Source organism: Acidiphilium sp. C61, assembly GCF_905116885.1.
Lineage (GTDB): Bacteria > Pseudomonadota > Alphaproteobacteria > Acetobacterales > Acetobacteraceae > Acidiphilium.
The window spans coordinates 1525702-1550639 of sequence record NZ_CAJHNI010000005.1; the positions used below are offsets into that span (position 1 = coordinate 1525702).

At 68.8% G+C, this 24938-nt stretch carries 22 protein-coding genes and 1 riboswitch; of the genes, 7 read left to right on the forward strand and 15 right to left on the reverse strand.

What is annotated here, in order from left to right; all coding sequences use genetic code 11:
- Positions 1-131: 131 nt before the first annotated feature.
- Positions 132-1424, reverse strand: coding sequence for an MFS transporter (locus HUW10_RS09985; protein ID WP_174503357.1), 1293 nt, complete (start codon positions 1422-1424; stop codon positions 132-134).
- Positions 1425-1670: 246 nt separating this feature from the next.
- On the opposite strand from HUW10_RS09985, the gene HUW10_RS09990 reads away from it, so the two are divergent.
- Together HUW10_RS09990 and HUW10_RS09995 are read left to right on the forward strand one after the other, a co-directional pair.
- Positions 1671-2828 (forward strand): M20 aminoacylase family protein, encoded by a 1158-nt coding sequence (locus HUW10_RS09990; RefSeq protein WP_174503358.1) that lies wholly within the window; start codon positions 1671-1673, stop codon positions 2826-2828.
- Positions 2829-2945: 117 nt separating this feature from the next.
- Positions 2946-3449, forward strand: a complete 504-nt coding sequence (locus HUW10_RS09995) for a MarR family winged helix-turn-helix transcriptional regulator (RefSeq protein WP_174503359.1) — start codon at positions 2946-2948, stop codon at positions 3447-3449.
- A gap of 40 nt (positions 3450-3489) precedes the next feature.
- On the opposite strand, the gene catC is transcribed toward HUW10_RS09995, so the two are convergent.
- The 7 genes from catC to benA all read right to left on the reverse strand — a co-directional run bounded on the left by catC (position 3490) and on the right by benA (position 9685).
- The gene (catC, locus tag HUW10_RS10000) at positions 3490-3768 is read right to left on the reverse strand and encodes a muconolactone Delta-isomerase (RefSeq protein ID WP_174503360.1); all 279 of its coding nucleotides are present in this window, start codon (positions 3766-3768) and stop codon (positions 3490-3492) included.
- Between the two features lie 15 nt (positions 3769-3783).
- Entirely contained in the window at positions 3784-4938 is a 1155-nt protein-coding gene (locus HUW10_RS10005; RefSeq protein WP_174503361.1) for a muconate/chloromuconate family cycloisomerase, read from the reverse strand.
- Positions 4939-4990: 52 nt separating this feature from the next.
- A complete protein-coding gene (catA, locus tag HUW10_RS10010; protein ID WP_174503362.1) occupies positions 4991-5920 on the reverse strand; it encodes a catechol 1,2-dioxygenase in 930 nt (309 codons plus the stop codon).
- Positions 5921-5986: 66 nt separating this feature from the next.
- Positions 5987-6787, reverse strand: a complete 801-nt coding sequence (locus HUW10_RS10015; RefSeq protein WP_174503363.1) for a 1,6-dihydroxycyclohexa-2,4-diene-1-carboxylate dehydrogenase — start codon at positions 6785-6787, stop codon at positions 5987-5989.
- Between the two features lies 1 nt (position 6788).
- Positions 6789-7805 (reverse strand): benzoate 1,2-dioxygenase electron transfer component BenC, encoded by a 1017-nt coding sequence (benC, locus tag HUW10_RS10020; RefSeq protein ID WP_174503364.1) that lies wholly within the window; start codon positions 7803-7805, stop codon positions 6789-6791.
- A 15-nt stretch (positions 7806-7820) separates the two neighbouring features.
- Complete coding sequence (benB, locus tag HUW10_RS10025) at positions 7821-8333, reverse strand: benzoate 1,2-dioxygenase small subunit (protein ID WP_174503365.1); 513 nt, start codon at positions 8331-8333, stop codon at positions 7821-7823.
- Positions 8330-9685, reverse strand: a complete 1356-nt coding sequence (gene benA / locus HUW10_RS10030; protein WP_174503366.1) for a benzoate 1,2-dioxygenase large subunit — start codon at positions 9683-9685, stop codon at positions 8330-8332. The genes benB and benA overlap by 4 nt, the downstream gene beginning before the upstream one ends.
- 141 nt (positions 9686-9826) lie before the next feature.
- On the opposite strand from benA, the gene HUW10_RS10035 reads away from it, so the two are divergent.
- The 5 genes from HUW10_RS10035 (at position 9827) to HUW10_RS10055 (ending at position 15371) form a co-directional block, all read left to right on the forward strand.
- Positions 9827-10735 (forward strand): LysR family transcriptional regulator, encoded by a 909-nt coding sequence (locus HUW10_RS10035; protein ID WP_174503367.1) that lies wholly within the window; start codon positions 9827-9829, stop codon positions 10733-10735.
- A 49-nt stretch (positions 10736-10784) separates the two neighbouring features.
- Complete coding sequence (locus HUW10_RS10040) at positions 10785-11768, forward strand: AraC family transcriptional regulator (protein WP_174503368.1); 984 nt, start codon at positions 10785-10787, stop codon at positions 11766-11768.
- A gap of 122 nt (positions 11769-11890) precedes the next feature.
- Positions 11891-12469 (forward strand): flavodoxin family protein, encoded by a 579-nt coding sequence (locus HUW10_RS10045; protein WP_174503369.1) that lies wholly within the window; start codon positions 11891-11893, stop codon positions 12467-12469.
- Entirely contained in the window at positions 12466-13293 is an 828-nt protein-coding gene (locus HUW10_RS10050; protein WP_174503370.1) for an MBL fold metallo-hydrolase, read from the forward strand. Before HUW10_RS10045 ends, HUW10_RS10050 begins: the two co-directional genes overlap by 4 nt.
- Before the next feature lie 326 nt (positions 13294-13619).
- The gene (locus tag HUW10_RS10055) at positions 13620-15371 is read left to right on the forward strand and encodes a methyl-accepting chemotaxis protein (RefSeq protein ID WP_174503371.1); all 1752 of its coding nucleotides are present in this window, start codon (positions 13620-13622) and stop codon (positions 15369-15371) included.
- On the opposite strand, the gene atzF is transcribed toward HUW10_RS10055, so the two are convergent.
- From atzF to HUW10_RS10090, 7 genes are read right to left on the reverse strand one after another with little or no spacing between them, the layout of a single operon-like run.
- The gene (atzF, locus tag HUW10_RS10060) at positions 15353-17119 is read right to left on the reverse strand and encodes an allophanate hydrolase (protein WP_174503372.1); all 1767 of its coding nucleotides are present in this window, start codon (positions 17117-17119) and stop codon (positions 15353-15355) included. The two genes, HUW10_RS10055 and atzF, sit on opposite strands and share 19 nt — an antisense overlap.
- The gene (locus HUW10_RS10065; protein WP_174503373.1) at positions 17116-20604 is read right to left on the reverse strand and encodes a 5-oxoprolinase/urea amidolyase family protein; all 3489 of its coding nucleotides are present in this window, start codon (positions 20602-20604) and stop codon (positions 17116-17118) included. Before HUW10_RS10065 ends, atzF begins: the two co-directional genes overlap by 4 nt.
- The gene (locus HUW10_RS10070) at positions 20601-21233 is read right to left on the reverse strand and encodes an urea amidolyase associated protein UAAP2 (RefSeq protein ID WP_174504830.1); all 633 of its coding nucleotides are present in this window, start codon (positions 21231-21233) and stop codon (positions 20601-20603) included. Before HUW10_RS10070 ends, HUW10_RS10065 begins: the two co-directional genes overlap by 4 nt.
- Before the next feature lie 7 nt (positions 21234-21240).
- On the reverse strand, positions 21241-22023 hold the full coding sequence (locus HUW10_RS10075; protein ID WP_174504831.1) for a DUF1989 domain-containing protein: 783 nt from the start codon (positions 22021-22023) through the stop codon (positions 21241-21243).
- A 7-nt stretch (positions 22024-22030) separates the two neighbouring features.
- Positions 22031-22828, reverse strand: coding sequence for an ABC transporter ATP-binding protein (locus tag HUW10_RS10080; protein ID WP_174503374.1), 798 nt, complete (start codon positions 22826-22828; stop codon positions 22031-22033).
- Positions 22825-23643: an ABC transporter permease gene (locus tag HUW10_RS10085; RefSeq protein WP_174503375.1), complete on the reverse strand. Its 819-nt coding sequence runs from the start codon at positions 23641-23643 to the stop codon at positions 22825-22827. The genes HUW10_RS10080 and HUW10_RS10085 overlap by 4 nt, the downstream gene beginning before the upstream one ends.
- Before the next feature lie 8 nt (positions 23644-23651).
- A complete protein-coding gene (locus HUW10_RS10090; RefSeq protein ID WP_174503376.1) occupies positions 23652-24740 on the reverse strand; it encodes a putative urea ABC transporter substrate-binding protein in 1089 nt (362 codons plus the stop codon).
- 81 nt (positions 24741-24821) lie between these two features.
- Positions 24822-24932: riboswitch (guanidine-I (ykkC/yxkD leader) on the reverse strand.
- Positions 24933-24938: the final 6 nt, after the last annotated feature.

The window sequence follows — 24938 nt, forward strand, 5'->3', positions numbered from 1 at the left end:
TCTCTTGTTGATAACGAGAACATCTTAATCCGATCAGATGATTCCATCCGATCAGGTGATACTCTAGCAACGCCACAGCCAATGTGAAGCGATTCCTCACGCCGGGCATCGTGTCAGGCAACACCGCCCGGTCAGATAGCACGACGCGCCATCTCCGGGATCGCCCGCAGCCCCGCCAGCGTCGCCGCGCTGCACGCGATGACATACCAGGCCGGCGACGCGGCATCATGCGTCACGGCGATCAGCCACGTCACGATGAACTGCGCGAACCCGCCGAAAATCGCGACCCCGAGCGCATAGACGAGCGACATCCCGGTCGCCCGCACCTCGATGGGGAAAATCTCCGCCGTGGTGATGATGATGGTCGCCCCGCCGATGGCGTTCAGCGCCCCGAGACCGAGAACCGCCGAGAGCAGCACGCCCGGTGTGGGCACCGCGTTCAGCAACAGGAAGGCAGGATAGATCGCCAGCGCGATCAACACATAAGCACTTCCGGCGACAGGCTTGCGCCCGTAGCGATCCGACAGCCAGCCGCCGATGGGCGCGCCAATCAGCGTCACCACGCCCGCCGTTATCCCGGCGAGCAGGCCGGTCGCCGGCGGCATGCCGAGCTGCCGCACCGCATAGGTCGACATGTAGAGCACCACGATCGCATTGGTCGCGGTGCCGCCGATGATCAGCGCGACACCGGCGACGATCTTGCCGAAATGCCGGCTGAACACGAGCGAGAGCGAGCTCACCTCGCGGGTCTTCGGGTCGCTGTCATTCGCGTGCGTCTCCCGCAGGGCGCGCAGCAGCCACAGCCCGATCGGCACGATCAGGATGCCGAGCAGGAAGGGAATCCGCCAGCCCCAGCTCAGCACCGCGGCCGCCGGCAGCGCCGCATGCACCGCGAAGGCGAGCCCCGCGGCGAACAGCACGGCAACGCCCTGGCTCGCGAGCTGCCAGCTGCCGAAGAACCCTCTCTCGTCCGCCGGCGCGTATTCGGCGAGCAGCGTCGTCGATGCGCCAACCTCCCCGCCCGCCGAAAATCCCTGCAGCAGCCGCGCCATCAGGATGACGAACGGCCCCGCGAGCCCGACCTGCCCGTAGGTCGGCGCAAGCCCGATCGCCGCCGTTCCCAGCGCCATCGAGAACAGGGCGACGATCGTCGCGATCTTGCGCCCCCTGCGATCGGCAAAGGCGCCGAACACCACGCCGCCGAGCGGGCGGAGAAAAAACCCGACACCATAGGTCGCGAACGACAGCAGCAGCTGCACCGTCCGGTCATGCGCGGGAAAGAACAGCGCGCCGATCGTGCCGGCGAAGAAACTGTAGACAACGAAATCGTAGAATTCGAGCGCGTTGCCGATCGTGCAGGCCGCGATCAGCCGCGTCCTGCCGGGTTGCTCCAGCGCCATCTCGCCTGCCGTGATTGCGGACATGGATTCCTCCTCGCAAGGCCCCGGAGGCATCCCGGAGACCAGGATTATCGTTGGCCGCAGCCTATCACATATATGGTTGCAAACTGCAATAACATTTTTGCGCCTCGTTGAATTTCTGCCCCGAACAAACAACCTTCATAATTAGTTGCATCAAGCAATGATATTTTCTATCCACTGAAGCGCATCGGGCCACCGGGAAGGAACCCCACGGCTTGCCCGGCGCCCACATGCTGCCGGAGGCGAGCCATGCCCACCCTTCTCGACGACCTGACAACAACATCCGCCGACATCCGCGCCTGGCGCCATCACATCCACCGCCATCCCGAACTCGCCTTCCAGGAGGCCGGCACCGCCGCCTTCATCGCCGGCCTGCTGCGCGACTGGGGATACGACGTCGCCGAAGGCGTGGGCGGAACCGGCATCGTCGCCTCGCTCTCCAGCGGCAGCTCCGGCCGGGCGATCGGCCTGCGCGCCGACATGGACGCACTCCCGATGGATGAGGATACCGACGCCGCTCATCGCAGCCTCGTCCCCGGCGTGTCGCATATGTGCGGACATGACGGGCATTCCGCGATGCTGCTCGGTGCGGCGCGCCACCTCGCCCGCACGCGGCGGTTCGACGGCACGGTGCGCCTCATCTTCCAGCCGGCCGAGGAAGTCATGGGCGGCGCGCGGGCGATGATGCGCGACGGGCTGTTCGACCGCTTTCCGATGCAGGCGATGTTCGGCCTGCACAACATGCCCGGCCTGCCGCAGGGAAAGCTGTTCTTCACCTCTGGCCCGGTGATGGCCGCGGTGGACAACTGGGAGATCGTCATCACCGGCAAGGGCGGCCACGGCTCGATGCCCGAGGCCACGCGCGACGCCGTGGTGGCCGGTGCGGCGCTGGTGATGGCGCTGCAGACCATTGTCTCGCGCAACATCGCGGCAAAGGAACAGGCCGTCGTCACGGTCGGCGCCTTCCTCGCCGGCGATGCGGGCAACGTCATCGCGCATTCGGCGACACTGCGCCTCAGCATCCGGACCACGACGCCCGAAGCCCGCGTCTTCGTGCTCGACCGCATCCGCGCGATCGCCCGCGCGCAATGCGAAAGCTACGAGGTTTCCTGCGCGATCAGCGAGGGCGAGCCCGGCGCCGTGCTGGTCAACGATCCCGCCGAAACCGCATCCTGCGCCGAGATCGCCCGGCGCGTGGTGGGCGAGGACAACGTCATCACCCCCGGCCCGACCTTCATGGGCAGCGAGGATTTCGCCTTCTTCGCCGAAGCCGTGCCGTGCAGTTACGGCTTCATCGGCAATGGCGACACGCCGATGGTCCACCACCCGAGATACGCGTTCGACGACCGCAACCTCCCCATCGGCGCCGCCTACTGGGCCGCGCTGGCGGAGGCGCATCTCGGCTAGAGCACTTTCCGATCCTTTGGGATCGGATATGGTGCGCCATCATGTCGATGACCCGAGCATCCTTGTCCGATCGGATGATTCGGTATGGATCACGAACGGAGGGGGGGGAGCAAAAACGTGGCGCGCCAGAGTTTGACCTACCAGCTTGCGTCGATCTCCGAAGACGCCGTCGGCCTGGCGGACCGGATGTTCAAGCAGCGCTTCGGCATGCATGTCCACGACATCCGCGTCTTGCGCCTGATCGACGACCAGCCGGGCGTGACCTTTACCCAGCTCGCGACGCAAACCAAGATCGAGCGCACCGCGACCTCGCGGATCGTCACCCGCCTGATCAAGGCCGGCTATGTCCGGCGGAAGACCGACGCGCGGGATGCGCGCCAGTTCCAGCTCACCGCAACGGCAAAGGCGCGCGCCCTGCGCGAGCGCGCCGACCCGCTGACCGCCGATATCGAAGCGCTGGTCCTCTCGGTGCTTCCCGCCGCCAAACGCCGGCAGTTCCTCGAAATGCTGGATGCGCTGGCGGGCTGGCTGCAAGCCGATTTCGCCCGCATCCTGGCCGAACGCTACCCCGAGCTCGCATCCCCCGCGCGCAGGGCGCGCCGCGCCAGCAAGAGCGACTGACGCGGCGCCGCGATCGACTGATCGCCAAAGGATGCCGCCCTCAGCCGATCGCCGAAGGATGCCGCGCCAGCGGCGTCACTTCGATCGTCATGAACGGAAACAGCGGCAGGGTGCTGAGAATGTCGTGCAACGTGTCGTGATCCGGCACGTCGAAGACCGAAAAATTGGCATACGCCCCGGCGATGCGCCAGAGATGCCGCCACACGCCATCGCGCTGAAGCTCGATGGCGCGCGCCTTCTCGGCGGCCTTCAGGCGGTCGAACTCGGCCTGCGGCAGGTCGCGCGGCGGGTGGACGTCCATGCGGACATGATAGAGCATCGGTCTGTCTCCTGATCAGGTGCGGGCAAAGCGGGCGAACGCCGCCTCGTCGAGCCGGACGCCGAGGCCGGGTCCGGGCGGCAGCAGAACGTTGAAATCCTCGTAGCGCAGCGGGGTTTCGGCAAGATCGGTGGTGAGGATGCGGGGGCCGAAATGCTCGCAGCCCCATTCCAGCACGGGAAGTGCGGCGAAGGCGTGCAGATGCGCCGCCGCCCCCACCGAGCTTTCGAGCAGGCAACCGCCGTAAAGCCCGATCCCCGCAGCGTCGGCCACGGCGGCGACGCGCTGCAACCCGAGCAGCCCGCCATGCTTGACCAGCTTGAGCGAGACCGCATCCGCCGCCCCGGCCTGGGCCACCGCCAGCATGTCGTGCGGGTCGAACACGCTCTCATCGGCGAGCAGCGGCGGCATGCCGGCCTGCCCGCGCAGCCGCGCCATGCCGGCGAGGTTCCAGGCCGGCAGCGGCTGTTCGGCAAGCCGCAGGCCGAGCGCGTGCAGCGCCGGCAGCCAGCGCCGCGCCATCGTCTCGTCCCAGGCCTGGTTGATGTCGGCGATCAGCTCGGCCCGCCCGTCGAGCGCTGCGGCGATCCGCTGCATCCGCGCGAGATCCGCCTCCGGCGCCTGCGCGCCCAGCTTCACCTTGAAAACACGATGCTCGCGGGCTTCGAGCTTCTGCTCCGCCTCCTCGATCTCCTGACCCGCATCGCCGGAGGCGAGCGTCCACAACACCGGGAAACGGTCGCGCACGATGCCGCCGAGCAGCACGGCCACGGGAACGCCAAGCGTCTGTCCCAGCGCATCGAACAGCGCGGCTTCGATGGCAGCCTTGGCGGCGTTGTTGCGCTTCGCCGCCGCGTCGAGCCGGCCGCGCGCCTGCGCGATCCGGTCGGCCGGATGGCCGAGCAGCGCGGGGGCGAGATAGGCGTCGATATTCGCCTTCATCGCCTCCACGCTCTCCTCGCTCCAGCGCGGCCCGCCGAGGGTCGCGGCCTCGCCGATCCCCTCCACGCCATTGGCCAGCCGGACGCGGACGATCACATAGCTCTGCGCCGAAACCGAGGTCTGCGCCAGCTTGTGCCGGCGGACGGTCGGCACGTCGACGATGGTGGCGCCGATGGCGCGGATCGTCACATCCCGCGCGGCGACGTCGAAGGGAATTGAATCGGGCATGGAAACTCCGGGCTGGGCGGGCGCCGCCGCGAGCGTGCGGCGCCCTGGTGGGTCAGGCCGCTTCGGCGTGGGCGCGCGCAACCTCGACGCCGGGCAGGTCCGCCGCCTCGCGGTTCAGCACGAAGTCGAAGGCGATGGTCGCGAAGGGCTCGTTGAGGCCGCGCGCGTTGATCTCGGCCGGATCGTCGTGATGCACGACCGGCGGGATCAGCCCGTCGCGGGTGGCGAAGGCGAAATCGTCATGCAGGTATTCGTCGCCCTCGATGTTGATCTGCGTGGTCAGCTTGCGGAAGCCCGGCGCGGTGACGAAGAAATGGATATGCGCCGGCCGGCGGCCGTGGCGGCCCATCCGGTCGAGCAGCTGCTGCGTCGGCCCTTCCGGCGGGCAGCCATAGCCGGCCGGCAGGATCGAGCGGAAGCGATAGCGGCCCTCGGCATCGGTCTCGATCCGCCGGCGCAGGTTGTAGCGGCTCTGCGACGGGTCGAACTGCGAGTAGCCGCCCTTGGTGTTGGCATGCCAGACATCGACGATGGCGCCGGCAACCGGCCGCCCCTCGATGTCGCGCACCTGGCCTTCCATGAACAGCACCTCGCCCGCTTCCGGGTCCTGGTCGAGCCGCGCCTCGCCCTTGCAGAGCGGCGCGCCGGGAACCCAGAGCGGCCCCTCGATCGTGCGCGGCGTCCCGCCGGCAAGCCCCGCCGCCTGCTCGCGCGCATCCAGCATCAGGTCGAGAAAATGCTCGATCCCAAGCCCTGCGACCAGAAGCCCGCCCTCGTTCGCCTGGCCGAGCCGGGTGAGATACCCCACCGCCGTCCAGAACTCGCTCGGCGTCACGTCGAATTCCTCGACCGTGCGGCAGATGTCGGCGACGATCCGGCCGACGATGCGCTTCAACCGCGCATCGCCGCCCGGCTGGTCGAGGCCGGAAGCTCGCGCCAGCAGGTCGGTCACTTGGGGTGTCTGCATGAGAGAGATGGTCATCGTTTCCTCCTGTGCCGGATCGTTCCGGCGTTGCGGCGGTCCCGGCGCGTGCCGGCCGCCCTCGGTTCAGCCTGGATCGCCGCCGGCGACGGGAAGCGTGACGCCGGTGATGTAGGACGCCTCGTCGGAGGCGAGGAACAGGATCGCCGCCGCCTGCTCATCGGCCGTGCCGTAGCGGTGCATCAGGCTCGTCGCCCGCGTCTGCTCGACCACTTGGTCCCACCAGAACCGGCTCTCGGCGCTGGAGGGCGAGGGCTCCGCCGGGTTGCGCGGCACGAGGCGCGGCGGCGCATCGGTTCCGCCCGGCGCGACGGCATTGACCCGCACGCCGCGCTCGGCGCATTCGAAGGCGAGTGACGTGGTGATCGCGTTCACCCCGCCTTTCGCCGCGGCATAGGGCACGCGGTTGATGCCACGCGTCGCCACCGACGAGACATTGACGATCGCCCCCTGCCGTGCGGCGAGCATCGCCGGCAGCGCTGCGCGGCAGCACCAGAGGGTGGGGAACAGCGAGCGGCGGATTTCCGCCTCGATGCGCGGCGCGTCGTAGCGCTCGTAGGGCATCGCCCAGATCGTGCCGCCGACATTGTTGACCAGCACGTCGATCCGGCCGAATTGCGCGAGCGCGCCCGCCATCGCCGCCTCGGCCCCTTCCCAGGTTTCGAGATCCTCGTGCAGCGCGATGGCGCCGGCGGCACCGGCCGCCTCGTCGCGCACCGAATCGACCAGCGCGGCGCGGTCGACAAGCGCGAGCGCCGCCCCCTCCGCCGCCAGCCGCAGCGCGACCGCGCGGCCAATCCCCTGCGCCGCCCCGGTCACCACCGCGACCTTGCCGGCAAAGCGGCCCGGATGCACCTGGCGGTCCATCTCAGGCCGCCGCCCGCGGCGCCGTTGCGGGCGCAAATTTCTCGTAATGGAAGGCGGCGGGCGCCACCCCGGCGCCGCCGAGCCAGCCGCGCACGGCATCGACCATCGGCGGCGGCCCGCAGAGATAGACATCGACATCGCCGCCATTGAGCCAGTCGGGCTCGACATGTCCGGTGACATAGCCGCGCCGCGGATGCGCGCTCTCCCCGGCGGCGACCACGGTGCGGTAGTGAAAGCCCGGCAGGCGGGCGGCAAACTCATCGAGCCGGTCGCAGCCGACCAGATCCTCGTCGCGGGTCACGCCATAGACGAGGCGGACCGGCTGCGCGCATCCCTCGCCGGCAAGCTGCTCCAGCATGGCGAGAAACGGCGCAAGGCCGGTGCCGCCGGCGAGGAACAGCAGCGGCCGGGCGACATCGCGCAGGTAGAAACTGCCGGACGGCCCGGTGAGCGGCAGAACCACCCCCGGCGTCGCCCCGCGCAGGAACGAGCTCATCCGCCCTTCCTCGATGTTGCGGACCAGAAACGTCGCCCGCGTGCGCCCTGGCGCCGAGGCAAAGGAATAGGCGCGGGTTTCCGCGGTGCCGGGAATCCCGACATTGACATATTGCCCCGGCAGGAAGCCCAGCGGCGCCGCGGTCTCGACGCTGAAGCCGATCGCCGTCGGCGACAGCAGCTCGACGGATGAAAGCGTCGCCTCGATCGTCTGCGGCGCCGTGCGGCAGGCCGCACTGGTGGCGCGAATGTCGATCGCGAGATCCGAGCGCGGCCGCATCTGGCAGGCGAGCGCGAAACCCGCCGCCGCCTCGTCCGCATCGAGCGCCTCCTCGATATACGATCCGGCGTCGAACGCGCCGGACTGCACGCGGCACTTGCAGGTGCCGCAGGCGCCGTCGCGGCAGTCGAGCGGAATGTTGATCCCCTCGCGATAGGCGGCATCGGCCACGGTCTCGCCGGCCCGGCAATCGACGAACCGGGTGACGCCGTCCTCGAAATTCAGCGCGATCCTCGCGGTCATGGCATGGGCTCCGGGTCAGATGTGATAGATGTCGACGACCTGGTGGATGCAGTCGTTCTTGAGCACGACGCGCTTGCGCCGGATCAGCGGCGCCGTGCCGGCGAGGTCGAGCGTGTAGAACGAGGTGCCGAAATAAAGGTCGGTCGTCCGGTAGCGATAACTCAGCGTCAGCCAGTTGAACCGGATCTCGGCGATGTCGCCCTGGCGCGCGATCAGCTCGACATTGCTGATATTGTGCGAGGTGCGCGGCTCGGGCAGGCTGGTCGCGCTGGAGCGGTCGGTGCGGATGCGGAACACCCGGTCCTCCAGCCCGGCGCGGTCGCCGTACCAGATCAGCGAGATCTCGGTCTGCGGATCCTCGGTCAGCCGGTCGTCATCGTCCCAGGCGGGCATCCAGAACTCCGCATCCGGCGCGTAGCAGGCGAGCCAGGCGTCCCACTCCCGGTCATCGAGGCAGCGCGCCTCGTGATGCAGGAAACCGGCGATCCGCTGATGCAGCGCAGCGTCGCTGTCGAGGCAGAGGCTCATGACGCGTCTCCGGTTGCGGCGTCCCGCACGAGGGCGCGGCGCATCGCATCCCGCCAGAAGGCGTGCTGGATCACGAACAGGCCCTCATCCTCGGTGCGCCGCCCGCTCAGACGCGGCGCGATGCCGATCGCCCGCGCCGCCTCGTCCGGCCCCTCGATCCAGTGCGTCGCCCCGCGCGACATGTCGTTCCAGCGCGCGGCGCGGCCCTGATAAGCCATCTGGCAGGAGCGGAACTCCTCAAGATCGTCGGGTGTCGCCATCCCGCTCGCGTTGAAGAAATCCTCGTATTGACGAATCCGCCGCGCCCGCGCCTCCGGCGCCTCGCCCACCGGGGCGATGCAGTAGATCGTCACCTCGGTGCGATCGACCGAGAGCGGGCGGAACTGGCGGATCTGCGAGCCGAACTGGTCCATCAGATAGACGTTCGGATACAGGCAGAGATTGCGTGAACGCTGCACCATCCACTCGGCCCGCGCCGCACCGACGCTTTCGCTCAGCGCCTCGTGCCGGTCCCAGTTCGGCCGGTCCTCGGGGTTTTCCCATTGCGACCACAGCAGCAGATGGCCGTTCTCGAACGAGTAGAACCCGCCGCCCTGGCGCGCCCAGCCGCCGGCGCTCATCGCCCGCACATTGTCGACCCGCGCCTCGGTCTTCCGCCGGCTGGTGGTGGCGGCGTAGTTCCAGTGCACCGCGCTGACATGATAGCCATCCGCGCCGTTCTCGGTCTGGAGCTTCCAGTTGCCGTCATAGACATAGGTCGAGCTGCCGCGCAGCACCTCCAGCCCCTGCGGCGACTGGTCGACGATCAGGTCGATCATCCGCGCCGCATCGCCGAGATGGGCTGCCAGCGGCTGCACGTCCGGGTTCAGGCTGCCGAACAGGAAGCCGCGATAGGACTCGAACCGCGCCACCGGGGTGAGATCGTGCGAGCCCCCGGCGTTGAAGCCCTCGGGATAGCCGGCGTTCTCGGGGTCCTTCACCTTGAGCAGCCGGCCGGTATTGCTGAAGGTCCAGCCATGGAACGGGCAGGTGAAGGTCGATTTGCTGGCCCGCTTGTGCCGGCAGAGCATCGCGCCGCGATGGCTGCACGCGTTGATGAAGGCGCGCAGCTCGCCCTTGCGGTCCCGCGTGATGACAACCGGGGTGCGGCCCATATGCAGCGTCAGATAGTCGTTCGGCTGCGGGATCTGGCTTTCATGGGCAAGATAGATCCAGTTGCCCTCGAAGATGTGCTTCATCTCCAGCTCGAAGATCTCGGGGTCGGTGAAGATGTCGCGGCTGACCCGGAACACTCCGTCCGCCGGCCGGTCATCGAGCGCTGTCTCGATCGCGCGCATCACTCTGTCGTGCATTTCCAGTCCCTCGCTACAGCCGGCGCCCGGATCGTTGTGGCGATACCCGGCAGGTCAGTTTTCTGTTGAGCAAAGGCGTAGACCCGCCTTAACTACGGCGTCCAAGACTGAATTGGTCGCTTCAATACCCTGGAGGTATCGATGGAGATGCGGCAGCTGCGCTATTTCGTGGCAGTCGCGCGCGAGCGGAACTTCACCCGCGCCGCAGCACGGCTGAACATCGCCCAGCCGCCGCTGAGCCGGCAGATCCAGCAATTCGAGGACGAGCTCGGCATCGCGCTGATCGAGCGCGGCAGCCGGCCGATCCGCCTCACCGAGGCCGGCAAGCTGGTGTTCGACCAGGCGGTCGACGTGCTCGAACGGATCGACGGCATCCGCAGCATGGCGCAGCGCCTCGCCGAGACCGAGCGGCGCCACCTGCGCGTCGGCTTCGTCGCCTCGACGCTCTATGGCTATTTGCCGGAAGTCATCCGCCGCTTCCGCGAGGCGCGGCCCGGCGTGGTGCTGACGCTGCAGGAACTCACCTCGCTCGAACAGATGGAAGCGCTGCGCGAAGGCCGGATCGATGTCGGCTTCGGCCGCATCCCGTTCGAGGATCCCGCCCTCGAACGCCGGTTGCTGCGCAACGAAAACCTCATCGTCGCGGTGCCGCGCTCGGGTCCGCTCAGCCACGGCTCCACCGCCCTCACCCTCGCGCAGCTGCAGGCCGAGCCGCTGATCGTCTATCCCAAGGCGCCGCGGCCGAGCTATGCCGACCAGGTCCTTGCCCTGTTCCGCGATGCCGGGCTGCGCCCCGCCGCCCTGCACGAGGTTCGCGAATTGCAGACAGCGCTCGGCCTCGTCGCGGCGGAGAGCGGGATCTGCATCGTGCCCGCCTGCGTGCAGCACCTGCGGCGCGACAACGTGGCCTATCGCCCGCTGGACGCCCCGGCCGCCGTCTCGCCGATCATCATGAGCACCCGCCGGCACGACCCTTCGTCGGAGGTCGATCTCATCCTCCGCCTGCTCCGCCAGCTCTACCAGGCCAAGGGCATCACCTTCGGCGCCTGAACCACCGCCCGGTCCGAAAGGATCGGAAACTGCCCAAGGAGAGGCAAGCATGGATTTTCCGATCTTTCCCTTCGCCCCCCGATCGCCGCTCGCCATTCCGGTCGAGGTGCAGCGACTGACGGCGGACAACCCGATCCGCCGGATCCCGCCGCACGGCCACCTGTTCTTCGAACTCATCATGATCACCGACGGCGCCGGGCTGATCATGGTGGACGGCAGCGTCCACACCGCCCTGCCCGGTTGCGTCTTCATGATCGCCCCCGGCATGCCGCACGACGCGAGGGGCCTCGCCTCCGCCGCGGGCTGGACCGTGATGTTCACCGCCGCCGGCGCCACCCCCTCGCCGCTGCCCGGCCTCGCGCTGTTCGAGGATGCGCCTGCCGGCCTCGTCTTCGATCCGTTCCGCCGCACTGCCCGCCGGGCCGGCGCGCCGCTGCTCCTCGCGGCGGCCGACATGGCGGCGCTGGTCGCGCTGATCGAGCGGATCGAGGCCGAGCTTACCGCCCGTCCCGCGGGATACGACATCGCGGTGCGCGCGGCGCTCAACCTCGCGATGGTGCAGCTCGGCCGCGCCGCCACCGCCCCGCCCGACACACAGTCCACCACACCGGCCACCACACCGGCCGGCGCACCGCCCGATGCAGCCCCCCAGGGCCGCGACCTGCTCGCCCGGGTCTTCGAGGATATCGACCTTCATTTCGCCGCCGACGCATCGCTCGCCGCCGGCGCCCGCCGGCTCGGCATCGCCCCCGCCCACCTGACCACCCGGATCCGCCGCCTTACCGGCAAGACCTATGGCGGCTGGGTGATCGAGCGCCGGATGATCGAGGCGCGGCACCTTCTCGCAACGACGCCGCGCAGCCTCGCCGCGATCGCCACGACGGTCGGCTATCGCGATACCGAAAGCTTCATCCGCCGCTTCCGCGCCCGCCACGGCCTCCCCCCGGCGCAATGGCGGAGCCAGGCGCGCGGCGCGGCGCCCGAGCCAGAGCAGCGGGGGCCGGAGCGGGAATCCGCGCCGTCCGAATCCTGATCCGGCCACGCGAAAACGAAATCCCGGCCAGCAGAAACCGAAATCCTGTCCTGTCGCGCCTCCGCTTCACCCCTCTAGGCTTGCCGTGCCGGAACAAGCCGGCCGAACAGGGAGCAGAACGCATGACGAGCGTGATAATCGTGTCTCACAGCGGCTACGGCCACACCGCCCGGCTGGCCGGGGCGGTCGCGACGGGGATCGGGGAGGTCGAGGGCGTCGCCCTGTCGCGCATCACCATCGATGCGGACGGCGAGGTTGAGGAGTCCGCCTGGGAAACGCTGGCAACGGCCGATGCCATCCTGTTCGGATCGCCGACCTACATGGGCGGACCGTCCTGGCAGTTCAAGAAATTCGCCGATGCGTCGAGCAAGGTCTGGGCGCGGCAGGGCTGGAAGGACAAGCTGGCCTCGGGCTTTACCAATTCCGCCTCGATGAACGGCGACAAGGCGTCCACCCTCGCCTGGTTCGTCACCTTCGCGATGCAGCACGGCATGGTCTGGGCCGGCACCGGCATGATGCCGGCGAACACGCGGGCGGCGAAGCGCGACGATGCCAACTATCTCGGCGCCTTCACCGGCCTGATGGCCCAGTCCCCGGCCGATGCCGGCCCGGACGAAGCGCCGCCACAAGGCGACCTGCATACCGCCGCCCTGTTCGGCCGGCGCATCGCCGGTCTCGCGCGCCGGAGCGGCCGGTCATGACGGCCCCATCCGGCCGGATCACCATTCACGTCCGCGGCCCCGTGCGGGTGCACGATTATCAGGCGCCGCCGGACGGGCTGCTGGTGCATTCGGTGATCGTCGAGGGCCCGACCCGGCTGGTGCTGTTCGACGCCCAGTTCCTGCTCGCCCCGGCGGCCGAACTCGCCGACTATATCGCCAGCCTCGGCAAGCCGCTCGAGCGGATCATCATCTCCCACGGCCACCCCGACCACTGGTCGGGTCTCGAGGTGATCGCGCAGCGCTTCCCCGGCGTTCCCATCGCGGCGCTGCCGGCGGTGCGCGACGAGATCGCCGCCAACGGCCAGGCGATCATGACGGCGCGGCGGGAAATTTTCGGCCCGCGCGTCGCCGCCGGCCCGGTCGTGCCGACCCTGTCGCTCGCCCCCGGCGCGCTGGAGATCGACGGCGTCCGCTATTTGCTGGAAGCGCATGAGGAAGCGGAATCCCGCCACCAGCTCGTCGCCACCCTGCCCGACCAGGGGATGCTGCTGGCGTTCGACCTCGTCTTTCCCGCCGATGTGCACGCCTTCACCGTCGCCGGCCATTTCGATCACTGGATCGCGGTGCTGGACGACCTCGCGACCCGCCCCTTCGAGACGCTGCTGGTCGGGCATGGCGGCCCGGCCCGCCGCGCCGATATCGCCGCGACGATCGCCTATCTGCGCGCCGCGCGAGACATCCACGCAACCTCGACCACCCCGGATGACTATGCCGCGCAGCTGAAAGCCGCATTCCCGCATCTGTCGGAAAGCGGATGGGTCGATTTCGCCAGCCTGATGCTCTACGGCGTCATCAATCCCTGAACGGCCGCCTGCCCCTGGGATCCACCCGCGCATTTCAGGGGCAGATGCCACGGATCGGCAAGCGCCCTGGTTATCACTACGATCGGGACCGCGGCGCAGATCCCACACCCCCGCTCGCCGGCAGCAAACGCCCGCCAAGGCGCCCAAACGGCACCGCGAAACAAAAACGAGCTACAATATTTTGGCGCATTTAATATAATTTCGAGCATCTCCGGATATTTTTACATATTGAAACATATTTCTATTGTTAAATAATTGTTTACCGAACTTGCCGTAATAAAACGTCGAATTTTAAAGCGATAACCATCAGGCCAGGGTGAACATCTGTGACGTTCGATCTCCTTCGCATCCTCGAAAAAAATTATATTTTAAATGCAATTTCGGATGCCTTCTGCTTCATCAGCTTCGCCCCTGACGGCACGATCATCGATGCCAATGAACGCTTTCTCGAACACACCGGCTACAGCCTTGGCGAGCTTGTCGGCAGTCATCACCGTCTCCTCGTCCCCCCGGCCGAGCGTGACAGCGCCGCCTATGGCGAATTCTGGCAAGACATGCGCGCCGGCACCTTCCGCTCCGGCGAATTCCGCCGCATCGGCAAGGGCGGGGCCGATGTCTGGCTCCGCGCCTCCTATGTTCCCGTGCGCAACCGAAAGGGTGCGGTAGTCAAGATCGTCAAGCTCGCGCTCGATGTCACCGCAGAGAAGCAGGCGGCCGCCGCCAATGAAAGCCTGCTCGCCGCCATCGGCCGCGCCCAGTCGGTCATCGCTTTCGCGCCGGACAGCACGATTCTCGACGCCAACGAGAATTTCCTCCGCGTGATGGGCTATGCGCGCGAGGAGATCATCGGCCGCAAGCACGCCATGTTCGCGCCCCAAGGCGTTGCCGCGACCCCCGCCTACGCGAGCTTCTGGGAGAAGCTGCGCGCCGGCGAGTTCTACACCGGCGATATCGAACGCATCGGCAAGGGCGGCCGACCCGTCTGGTTCCAGGCCACGTACAACCCGGTCCTCGATGCCGCGGGTCGGGTGGTGAAAGTGGTCAAGGTCGCGGTCGACCTGACCGACAGAATGGCGGATGTGGGCCGGGTCGGCGCGGCGCTCGCGCGCATCGCCCAGGGCGATCTCACTGCCGCGGTCGATCGCAGGCTGATCCCCTCGCTCGACCAGTTGCGCGTCGATTTCAACGTCACCGCCGGACACCTGTCCGAAAGCATCGCCGGCGTCCGCCAGAGCACCGACGAAATCAATCTCGGCGTCTCCGAAATCGCGACCGCCGCCGAATATCTCGCCCGCCGCACCGAGCAGCAGGCCGCGACGCTGGAAGAAACCGCCGCCGTGCTCGACAGCCTGACCACCGGCCTCGGCAAGACCGCCGCAACCGCCGCCCGCGCCGCCAGCGCGGTCGATGCGACGACCGACGCCGCCCGAAAATCCCACGCCGTGGTCAGCGAGGCAGTGTCAGCGATGAACCGGATCGAGGCCTCCTCGCGCGAGATCGACCAGATCATCGGCCTGATCGACGAGGTCGCGTTCCAGACCAACCTGCTCGCGCTGAATGCCGGGGTCGAGGCCGCTCGCGCCGGCGATGCCGGGCGCGGCTTCGCCGTCGTCGCCACCGAGGTCCGCGCTCTTGCCCAGCGCTCGGCGGAGGCGGCGAAATCGATCAAGCAACTCATCGCCCGCTCGTCCGAACAGGTCGGGGCCGGCGTGCGCCTCGTCGGCGAAACCGGCGCCGCACTCGGCACCATTCTCGGCCATGTCACCGACCTGCACGGCCTCGTGGGCGAAATGGCCGCCGCCGCCGCCGAGCAATCCGGCAGCCTTGCCGAAATCAACACCGCGACCAACCAGATGAACGTGGCGGTGCAGCAGAACGCCGCGATGGTCGAGCAGACTTCCGCTGCCACCCACTCCCTGCACGAGGAAATCGGCCGCCTCGCCGGCCGCGTCGCCGGTTTCCGAACCGCAGGGCCCGCGGCGCACACCCCGCCAGCCGCCGATCCCCCGCCGCGATCCCCCGCGCGCCGGCCGGGTCCTGCTCACGCTCCCGCCCCCGCTTACGCCGTGGCGAGATAGGCCCGCCAGCCACCGAACCCGGTAATCTCCCGCGCCCCGTCCAGCGCCGCTGGCTCGCAGAGAAAGCCGGGGGCTTGCCGCCCATCCGCCAGCCTCACCTGGCCGATGACCATCGGCCCCGGCACCCCCGCCACGAACCGCCCGAACCCCTCCGGCGTGAGCGACCACCGTTCCACCACGATGCCCTCCCCCGCGAAGCCCGGCGCCCGCACCAACCCCGGCTTCGCCGGTGCGGTTGCCAGCGCATAAAGCCGGTAGTCCGGCGCCGTGCGCGTGGTCTCCTCCAGCCGCGCGCCCAGCGCGGTCAGCTCATGGTTCAACGCCATGCCCGAGAGATGCGCGCCGGCAACGACGATCGGAATGCGCTCCTCCGCCGGCATCTCCAGCCTCTCCGGCGCTCCCTGCCGCGACACCCCGCATCCGGGCGAGCCTTCGCGGTGCAGCGCATCGCCCAGCGCCAGCAAGGCAGCGTCACTGAAGGCCGGGCCGATGAGCGACACACCGAACGGCAACCCGTCCGCCCGGAACCCGGCCGGCACCGCAACCGCGGCCATGTCCAGCAGGTTGACGAAATTGGTATAGCGCCCGAGCGCCGCGTTCCGCGCGATCGGCGCCTCCAGCATCGCCGCCACGGTGAAAATCTCCGGCGCGGTCGGCAGCAGCAGCGCGTCCACCTTCGCGAGTTCCGCCCCGGCCTGCCGCCGCAGCGCCATCAGCCGCGCCTGCGCGTCGAACAGATCGGCCGCGTCGAACCCGCGCGCCCGCTCCAGGATCGCCCGCACCGCCGGATCGAACGCCTCCGGCGATCGCGCGAAGAAGCCCCGCAGCGCCGCCAGCCGCTCGGCCACGAACGCATCCTCGTAAAGCAGCGAGGCCGCGGCGCGGAACGGTGCGTCGTCGATCTCCACCAGCGTCCAGCCGAGCCCCTCGGCCACGGCGCAGCTTCGCTCATAGAGCGCCGCATACCCCGCTTCGTTGCCGCCGATCCGTTCCTCCGCCTTCAGGATGCCGACGCGCGGCCGCGCCGGCAGCGCCACCATCGCCGGCGCCCGCGAAAACGGGTCCGCCGCATCCATCCCCTGCGCCGCCGCCAGCACTGTCGCCGCATCCGAGGCCGCATTCGCGAAAATCGACACGCAGTCGAGGCTGCGGCACGCCGGCACCACACCGCTCGCCGGCAGCAATCCCCGCGTCGGCTTCAGCCCCACCAGGTTGTTGAACGAAGCCGGCACCCGCCCCGATCCCGCCGTATCGGTCCCGAGCGCAAACACCGCGAGCCCCGCAGCCACCGCGACCGCCGAACCAGAGGACGACCCACCTGAAATATACCGCTCATCGAACACGCAGCGCGGCGCGCCATGGGGGGAGCGCGTGCCGTTCAGCCCGGTGGCGAACTGGTCGAGATTGGTCTTGCCGATCGGCACCGCCCCCGCCGCCCGCAGCCGCGCGACCACCGTCGCGTCCCGCCCCGGCGCATAGGCGAAATCCGGGCATCCCGCCGTGGTCGGCAGCCCGGCGACGTCGATATTGTCCTTCACCGCGAAGGGCAGCCCGGCAAGCGGCAGCGACGGGTCCGCCGCCATCGCCTCCCCCCGCACGGCCGCGCGCGGCCGCAGCGCGATGAACACCGCCGGATCGTGATACGCCTCGATCCGGTCATAGATCGCATCGACCACATCCCCCGGCGTGAACGCCCCGGCGGCGAAGCCCGCGCGCAGCGTCGCGATATCGAGCAATCCGAGCTTCATGCCACATCCTCCAGCGCGATCACGGCGAGCCGTTGCCCGGCCCGCACCACCTGTCCGGGCGCGGTCTCGATCGCGGCGAGAACCCCCGCCGCCGGCGCCGTCACCCGCACCTCCATCTTCATCGATTCGACGATGATCACCGCCTCCCCGGCGGCGACACGCTCGCCCGGCCCACGCAGCACCTGCCACACGCTGCCCGGCACCGGGGCGGGCAGGGCGCGCATCCCCGCCGCCAGCACCGTCTCCGCCACCGGCGGCGGCAGCTCCTCGGCCGGCACCGCGTCCAGCCCCTTCGCCCGCCAGGCCTCGCGCTCGGCGGCGAAGGCCGTCCCCTGCCGCGCCCGGAAGGCGGCGATGCTGTCCGCCTCCGCCGCCATCAGCGCCTGCTGGGCCGCGAGCGAGAATGTCGTCTCCTCGATCCGCAGCGGATAGCGCCCGTGCGGAAACGCCGCGCGCGCCTCGGCCAGGTCCTGCGCATCCACCTGGTAGAACCGCAGCACGTCGAAATGCCGCAGCAGCCAGGGTGTGTCGCCGAACGGCACCCGCCCGCCGGCATGGCTGTTCCACATCTGCACAGTGCGGCCGAACAGCTGGTAGCCACCCGGCCCCTCCATGCCATAGACGCAGAGATAAGCCCCGCCGATCCCCACCGCGTTCTCCGGCGTCCAGGTCCGCGCCGGGTTGTATTTGGTCGTCACCAGCCGGTGCCGCGGGTCGATCGGGGTGGCCACCGGCGCGCCGAGATACACATCGCCCAGCCCCATCACCAGATAATCGGCGTCGAACACGATCCGCCGCACCTCGTCCTCGGATTCGAGGCCGTTGATCCGCCGGATGAACTCCACATTGTCCGGGCACCAGGGCGCGTCCGGCCGCACCGTCTCCTGATATTTCCGCATCGCCAGCATCACCTGCCCGTCCTTCCAGGACAGCGGCAGATGCACGATGCGCGAGGGCACCGTCATCGTCGCAGGATCCGGCAGGTCCGGCTCGATCGCGCGGATCGCCTCCAGCAGCACCGAGGCCCGCACCGCATCCGGGTCGAAATGCACCTGCAACGAGCGAATTCCCGGCGTGAGATCGACGATCCCCTTCAGCCCCGCCTGAAGCAGCGCTGCCTGCAACGCATGCGCCCGCAGCCGCAGCGCGAAATCCAGCGTCATCGCGCCGAACTCGACCAGCAGGTTCGCATCCCCCTGCCGCCGCACGACCATCGTCTCCGAGCGGTGCAGCACCGCAGGGTCGGCGTCGGCGCGGGTGAAATGCACCACATCCCCCGGCCGCAACTGCCCGAGCTTCCACAAATCCTCCGCTGCCACCACGCCGGGGCAGACGAACCCGCCGAGCGAGGGGCCATCCGGCCCGAGCAGGATCGGCATGTCTCCGGTGAAGTCCACCGCCCCCACCGCATAGGGCACGTCATGGATGTTGGAAGGATGCAGCCCCGCCTCGCCGCCATCCGCCCGCGCCCATTCCGGCTTCGGCCCGACCAGCCGCACCCCGGTCCGTGCCGAGTTGTGATGCACCTCGTAGGAGGCCGAGAACAGGGCCGCGATATCCGCCTCGGTGAAGAAATCCGGCGCGCCGTGCGGCCCGTAGCGCAGCGCGATTTCCCAGCGATCGGTCAGTTCCGCCGCCGCCGGCGCCGCCGCAGCACCGCGCGCCAGCCCCTCGAAATGCAGGACATCCCCCGTATTCAGGCAGCCGGTGCCATGCCCGCCGAAGCCGCCCAGCGCGAAGGTCGCGGTCGAGCCCAGGAATTCCGCCGCCATGAACCCGCCGCCCACGGCGAGATAGCAGCGCTGCCCCGGCCCCTCGATCGCCCCCAGCGCCAGGACCTGCCCCGCCCGCACCGCGACCACCGCGTCATGCGGCACCCTCGCGCCATCGAGCGTCGCCACCATCCGCGCCCCGGCAAGCGCGATCTCGGCATCGCTGCGGAAGCGCAGCACCGGCCCGGTCAGCGTGCATTCCAGCACCGCCGCCCCCGGCGGATTGCCGAGCAGCGCATTCGCCCGCGCCGCACTCCGCGCATCCATCGGCCCGCTCGGCGGAATCCCCACCTCCCAGGCGCCAAGCCTCCCCGGCAGGCTCTGCAACGAGGATTGCGCCCCCGGCTCGATCACCGCGATCCCCTCGCCCGGCCACTCCAGCAATCCCAGCGTCCCCGTTGTCATGGTCCCGGCGCGGAAATCCGCATTGTCGAGCGCCGCCAGCAGATAGGCACGATTGGTCTCGATCCCGGTCACCGCCGTCGCCGCCAGTGCCTCCCGCAGCGCCGCGATCGCCGCCTCCCGCGTCTCCCCGCGCCCGATCAGCTTCGCCAGCATCGGATCGTAGAACGGCGTCACCTCGCTCCCCGGCGCGATCCACCCGTCCACCCGCACGCCGGCGCCATAGCGCAGCGCGGTGATCCGCCCGGTCGAGGGCCGAAACCCTTCCGCCGGGTCCTCCGCATAGAGCCGCGCCTGCACCGCCGCCCCGCGCGGGCGCAGCCCCGCCGGCAGCACGAACCCGCCGGCGGCGGCGCGGACCATCCATTCCACGAGGTCGATGCCGAACACCTCCTCGGTCACCCCGTGCTCGACCTGCAACCGCGTGTTCACCTCCAGAAAGTAGAATCTTTCCGCCACCGCATCGTAGATGAACTCCACCGTTCCGGCCGAGAGATACCGCACCGACCGCGCCAGCCCGCACGCCGCCGCCTCCATCGCCGCCAGCACCGGCGCGGGAATTCCCGGTGGCGGCGTCTCCTCGACGACTTTCTGGTTGCGTCGCTGCAACGAGCAATCGCGCGCCCCGAGCGCCACCACCCCGCCCGCGCCATCGCCGAAAATCTGTACCTCGACATGCCGCGCCGCGGTGACGAATTTTTCCAGATACAGCGCCGCCTCGCCGAAATTCGCCTGCGCCAGCCGGCTGATCCCGGCGAAGCGCGCCCGCAGCTCCGCCTCGTCGGCGCAGGGCGCCATGCCGATCCCGCCGCCGCCCGCAGTGCTCTTCAGCATCACCGGATAGCCGATTTCTGCCGCCGCTGCCGCCGCCGCCTCCACCGAGCCGAGCAGCCCCGAACCCGGCAGCAGCGGAACCCCGGCGGCCAGCGCCAGCTCCCGCGCCGTGTGCTTCAGCCCGAAGGCGCGCATCTGCTCCGGGCGCGGCCCGATGAACACGATCCCCGCATCCGCCAGCGCCTCGGCGAAATCCGCCCGCTCGGCGAGAAACCCGTAGCCAGGATGCACCGCTTCCGCCCCGCTGGCGCGGCACGCGGCGACGATCGCCCCGACATCGAGATAGCTCTCCGCCGCCGCATCCCCCGCCAGCGCCACCGCGTGATCCGCTGCCAGCACAGGCGGCGTGAACCGGTCCGCGGGCGAATGCACCGCGACCGTTTCAATCCCCAACCGCGTCAGCGTCCGGCCGATCCGCGCCAGAATCGCGCCCCGGTTGGCGATCAGGATTTTCGAAAACAGGGCCTCCCGCCTCATGGTTCCCACACCACGCAGCGGATCGGCGTTGGCCGGAACCCGTTGCACGGGTTGTTCACCTGCGGGCAGTTCGAAATCAGCACCAACAGATCCATCTCCGCCCGCAGCTCGACATACCCGCCCGGCGCCGACACCCCGTCATCCACGGTCAGCTCCCCATCCGGCCGGATCGGCACGTTCATGAAGAAATTCACGTTTGACACGAGATCGCGCTTGTCCATCCCGTATTTCGCAAGCTCGGTCAGGAAGTTCTCCCGGCACGCATGCATGAACCGCGTCGCCTGGCCGAACCGCACGGTGTTGCTCTCGCACGAGCACGCCCCCGCACTGGTATCGTGAAACCCGCAGGTATCGGCAACGATCGTCGCCATCGCCCGCCCCTCGTTCGAGCGCAGCACCGACCCGGTCGAAAGGTCATACCGCCCGCCCGCCCGCGCCTGTGCGGCCAGCGTGTCCTGCGCCGAATAGCGCTCGCCCGGATCGGCGGCGTTGTAGAACAGCGCATCCACCGCCTGCTGGCTTTCCAGGTCGATGATCCGCAGCACCTGCCCTGCCTTCAGCGTGGCCGAGAACGGCGCGCGCGCCGGCACCACGACATCGAGGATCGCCGCGTCGAAATGGTGTTCCATCATGCCCTCACGCGAAATAGCGGTCATTGTTCTCGAAGCCGCGCGCGGCTTCCTCCGTCGCGCACCGGCAGGGATCATCCGCACCCGGCGGTGCTGCGCGATACCGGACGATCCCGATCTCCCCGGTTGCCTCCTGCAATGTCGCCAATGGATGCGGCGTGTTTGACAGCGCGACCAGCAGATTCATCTCCGCCCGCAACGTCACGAACGCCCCCGGTGGCGGCGCGCCGACCAGCGCCGGAAGCCCCGCCGCATCCACCCGCATCTTCGCAAACAGCGTCAGGCACGGCCCGACATCCCGCCGCCCGAGACCGAACTTCGCCGCAGCACTGCGCAGGTTGTCGCGGCCGTTCCGCGCCCCGCCCGCCGTCTGCGGCGTCGATGGCCCGAGGATCGGGTCATGCCCCGCCCCGCTATCCGCGATCACCGCGGCCATCACCCGCCCCATGTCGGAAAACAGCACCCGTCCGCCGCCGATCAGCGTCGTCCATTGCAGCTTCGCCGTGTCCCCGGCATTGAACCGTTCCGAAACATCGTCGGCATTCCACAGGAAAACCGAAGCCCCCGGCGTGCCGTGCGGGTTCTCGACATGCAGCGCCTCGCCCCGGCGCAGCCGGAGTGCCACGTACCACCCCGGCGGGATCACCTCCCGCGCGATCACGTCGCCAGCGCCGATCGCCGGCTTCACGCCGAAATCCGGCATCGCGCCCGCCTTCGCCCGGGCCCCCGCCTGCAACGCCTCGTAGCGCGCGCGATACTGCGCGGGCGTCATCGTATCGAGATGATCCATCATTCCCTCACATGATGTTAGCGAGGCCGTCCTCGCGGGCGATCGTTCCGGCCGTGGGGTCGTCCCCCGGTCCGTTGCGCGGCGTCCGACGCCGCACGGGAATGTCATGGGTGATCCGCGCGCCCCGCGCCGGATCGTCCGGCTCCGGCCGCTCGAACACCAGCACCCGCGTGCCCAGCCGGAACGCCTCGCTGATATCATGCGTCACCATCACCACCGTCATCCGCGTCTCCTCCCAGAGGCGGCGCATCAGCCCGTGAATATCCGCCCGCGTGCCGGGATCGAGCGCGCTGAACGGCTCATCCAGCAGCAGCACGCGCGGCTTCAGGATCAGCGCCTGCGCCAGCGCCAGCCGCTGCTGCATCCCGCCCGACAGCTGCGCCGGATAGAGCGATGCCGCGTGCGCAAGCCCGACCTCCTCCAGCAGCGCGCGCGCCTGCACCTCCGCCCGCCGCCGTGCCGCGCCGAACAGCCGCCCGAGCAGCGGCGCCGCCGCGATCTCCAGCGGCAGCACCACGTTGCCGAGCACGCTCAGATGCGGAAACACCGAATAGCGCTGGAACACCACGCCCCGGTCCGCCATCGGCTCGCCCGGCAGTGGTGCCCCCGCCAGCCGGATCGAACCGTGGCTCGGCGTCTCCTCGCTCATCAGCATGCGCAGGAACGTCGTCTTGCCGCACCCGGTCGGCCCGACGATCGTCACGAAGCTTCCCTCTGCGATCCGCAGGTTGATCCGCTCCAGCACGATCCGCCCGCCATAGACCTGGCCGACATCGCGCACCTCGATCAGGCTTGCCCCGCTCACGAGCGCGCCGCCCCGGCGAACCACGGGAACGCCCTGGCCTGCAAAAGCCGCAGCGCCGCATCCGAGATCACCGCCAGCAGCGTGATCCACACGACATAGGGAATGATGATGTCCATCGCGAAATAGCGCCGCACCAGGAAGATGCGGTAGCCGAGCCCGTCCTGTGCCGCGATCGCCTCGGCCGAGATCAGATACAGCCAGGCCGGCCCGAGCGAGAGCCGCAGGCTGTCGATGAGTCGCGGCAGCATCTGCGGCACCACCACCCGGAGCGCGATCTGCCAGGACGACGCCCCCAGCGTCTGCGCCTTGATCATCTGCGCGCGCGGCAGTTCCTCCACCCGCAGCACGAGGTCGCGCACGATATAGGGCGCCGTGCCGATCACGATCAGCGCCACCTTCGCCGTCTCGCCGATCCCGGCGATGATGAACAGGATCGGCAGCACCGCGAGCGGCGGCACCATCGAGAAGGCGGTGATGAAAGGCAGCAGCAGCTTGCGAAGATACGGCACCATGCCGACGAGAATGCCTGATGCGAAGCTGATCGCGGTGGCGATCGCGAGCCCGGACAAGATCCGCCGCAGGCTCGCCAGCGTATCGGCGAGCAGCGGATACTGCCCGGTCGCCATGTCGCGGGTGAGCGCCATCTCCCGCATCCCGGAAGCCATCTGCGCCAGCGTCGGCAGCACCTTGTCGGATGGATTGACCTCGTGCTGCATCGTCGAGGCGACGACATAGCCGAGCCCGACCAGCACGAACGGCAGCAGCATCAGCACGCGCCCGCTGCCGGGCCTGGGATGACGGTTGATGACGCGCATCGCCCGGCTCAGAGCGTCTTCGCCGCCGCCATCCGCATGAAATCCGACGTGTAGCGAAACTTGACGTTCTTCTTGTCGCCAAGGATCTTTCCATCCGGAAGCGCGATCCCCACCACGTTGGGCGAGGTCGCACCCTGGCCCATCAGCCCGTGGCTGAACAGGAAGGTGCGCACATATTCCATCGTCTTCACCAGCTCCGCCGAGCCGGTGAACGATGCCGCCCCGGCCGGATCGGCGAAGAGATGCGTGGTCTTGAGCTGCGCCTCGAACCCCTTGAGATCGGTGCCCGAAAGCTTCGCCATCGCCATCCGCGCTGCCTTGCCCTCGGCAGTGTCCGACAGCATGATCCCCAGCGTTTCATACCACGCCCCGGTCAGCGCCTTGGCGAATTCCGGATGCGCCTTCAGCACGTCGGTCCGCACGATGCACAGGTCGAGAATCTCGCCCGGAATCTGCGCCGAGGTGAACACCTCGTGCGCATCGGCGTTCTTCATGATCTCCTGCACGATCGGATTCCACGTCACCACCGCGGTCACCGCCTTCGTCATCCAGGCTGCCGCCATGTCAGCGTCGGAGGTGTTGACGATGCGCACGTCCCGCTCGCTCATGTGGTGCTTTTCCAGCCCCCGGTCGAACAGGTATTGCGACACCGAATACTGAACGAGGTTCACCTTCTGCCCCTTCAGGTCGGTGAACTTCATCTTGTCCTTGAGAATCACGGCATCGTTGCCGTTGGAGTAATCCCCGGTGATAATCGAGGTCGAATCCACCCCGCCCACCGCCGGCACCGCCAGCGTGTCCATGTTGGTGATCGTCAGCGCGTCGAACGCGCCGGCGGTATACTGGTTGATCGAGGTCGGATAATCCGCGACCTCGATCACCTCGATCTCGATCCCGTACTTGTCCGCCCATTTCTTCACGATCCCCTTGTCCGCCGCCCAGGGCCAGGGCATCCAGCCGACATAGATCGTCCAGGCCAGCTTGAATTTTTTCGGCCCTCCGGCTCGCGCCACCGGCAGGCCCGGCAGCACCGCCGCCGTGGCTGCCGCCGTCGCCGCCCCGGCGCCCGCCTTGATGAATTGCTTGCGTGTCAGCATCGGTTTTCTCCTCACCGTCGATCGCATCGATCGGCGCGAGGGGGCGAACGGAGAAACCGATGCGCACCCACGCACCAAAGTCTCTCCCGGGCTTTTGTCCCGCCGTGGACCGCGCGGATGTCTCCCGCGCGGCTGAAGCTCTCGGACCAGCGCCGGATTTTCGATCCGGCCGGAACCCTAGCTCGGTTTCTGCTCCTG

Bases quoted from the DNA above. Each gene is read 5' to 3' on its own strand.
- HUW10_RS09985 (WP_174503357.1), bottom strand. From the start codon at position 1,424: ATGTCCGCAATCACGGCAGGCGAGATGGCGCTGGAGCAACCCGGCAGG.
- HUW10_RS09990 (WP_174503358.1), top strand. From the start codon at position 1,671: ATGCCCACCCTTCTCGACGACCTGACAACAACATCCGCCGACATCCGC.
- catC (WP_174503360.1), bottom strand. From the start codon at position 3,768: ATGCTCTATCATGTCCGCATGGACGTCCACCCGCCGCGCGACCTGCCG.
- HUW10_RS10005 (WP_174503361.1), bottom strand. From the start codon at position 4,938: ATGCCCGATTCAATTCCCTTCGACGTCGCCGCGCGGGATGTGACGATC.
- catA (WP_174503362.1), bottom strand. From the start codon at position 5,920: ATGACCATCTCTCTCATGCAGACACCCCAAGTGACCGACCTGCTGGCG.
- HUW10_RS10015 (WP_174503363.1), bottom strand. From the start codon at position 6,787: ATGGACCGCCAGGTGCATCCGGGCCGCTTTGCCGGCAAGGTCGCGGTG.
- benC (WP_174503364.1), bottom strand. From the start codon at position 7,805: ATGACCGCGAGGATCGCGCTGAATTTCGAGGACGGCGTCACCCGGTTC.
- benB (WP_174503365.1), bottom strand. From the start codon at position 8,333: ATGAGCCTCTGCCTCGACAGCGACGCTGCGCTGCATCAGCGGATCGCC.
- benA (WP_174503366.1), bottom strand. From the start codon at position 9,685: ATGCACGACAGAGTGATGCGCGCGATCGAGACAGCGCTCGATGACCGG.
- HUW10_RS10035 (WP_174503367.1), top strand. From the start codon at position 9,827: ATGGAGATGCGGCAGCTGCGCTATTTCGTGGCAGTCGCGCGCGAGCGG.
- HUW10_RS10040 (WP_174503368.1), top strand. From the start codon at position 10,785: ATGGATTTTCCGATCTTTCCCTTCGCCCCCCGATCGCCGCTCGCCATT.
- HUW10_RS10045 (WP_174503369.1), top strand. From the start codon at position 11,891: ATGACGAGCGTGATAATCGTGTCTCACAGCGGCTACGGCCACACCGCC.
- HUW10_RS10050 (WP_174503370.1), top strand. From the start codon at position 12,466: ATGACGGCCCCATCCGGCCGGATCACCATTCACGTCCGCGGCCCCGTG.
- atzF (WP_174503372.1), bottom strand. From the start codon at position 17,119: ATGAAGCTCGGATTGCTCGATATCGCGACGCTGCGCGCGGGCTTCGCC.
- HUW10_RS10065 (WP_174503373.1), bottom strand. From the start codon at position 20,604: ATGAGGCGGGAGGCCCTGTTTTCGAAAATCCTGATCGCCAACCGGGGC.
- HUW10_RS10070 (WP_174504830.1), bottom strand. From the start codon at position 21,233: ATGGAACACCATTTCGACGCGGCGATCCTCGATGTCGTGGTGCCGGCG.
- HUW10_RS10075 (WP_174504831.1), bottom strand. From the start codon at position 22,023: ATGGATCATCTCGATACGATGACGCCCGCGCAGTATCGCGCGCGCTAC.
- HUW10_RS10085 (WP_174503375.1), bottom strand. From the start codon at position 23,643: ATGCGCGTCATCAACCGTCATCCCAGGCCCGGCAGCGGGCGCGTGCTG.
- HUW10_RS10090 (WP_174503376.1), bottom strand. From the start codon at position 24,740: ATGCTGACACGCAAGCAATTCATCAAGGCGGGCGCCGGGGCGGCGACG.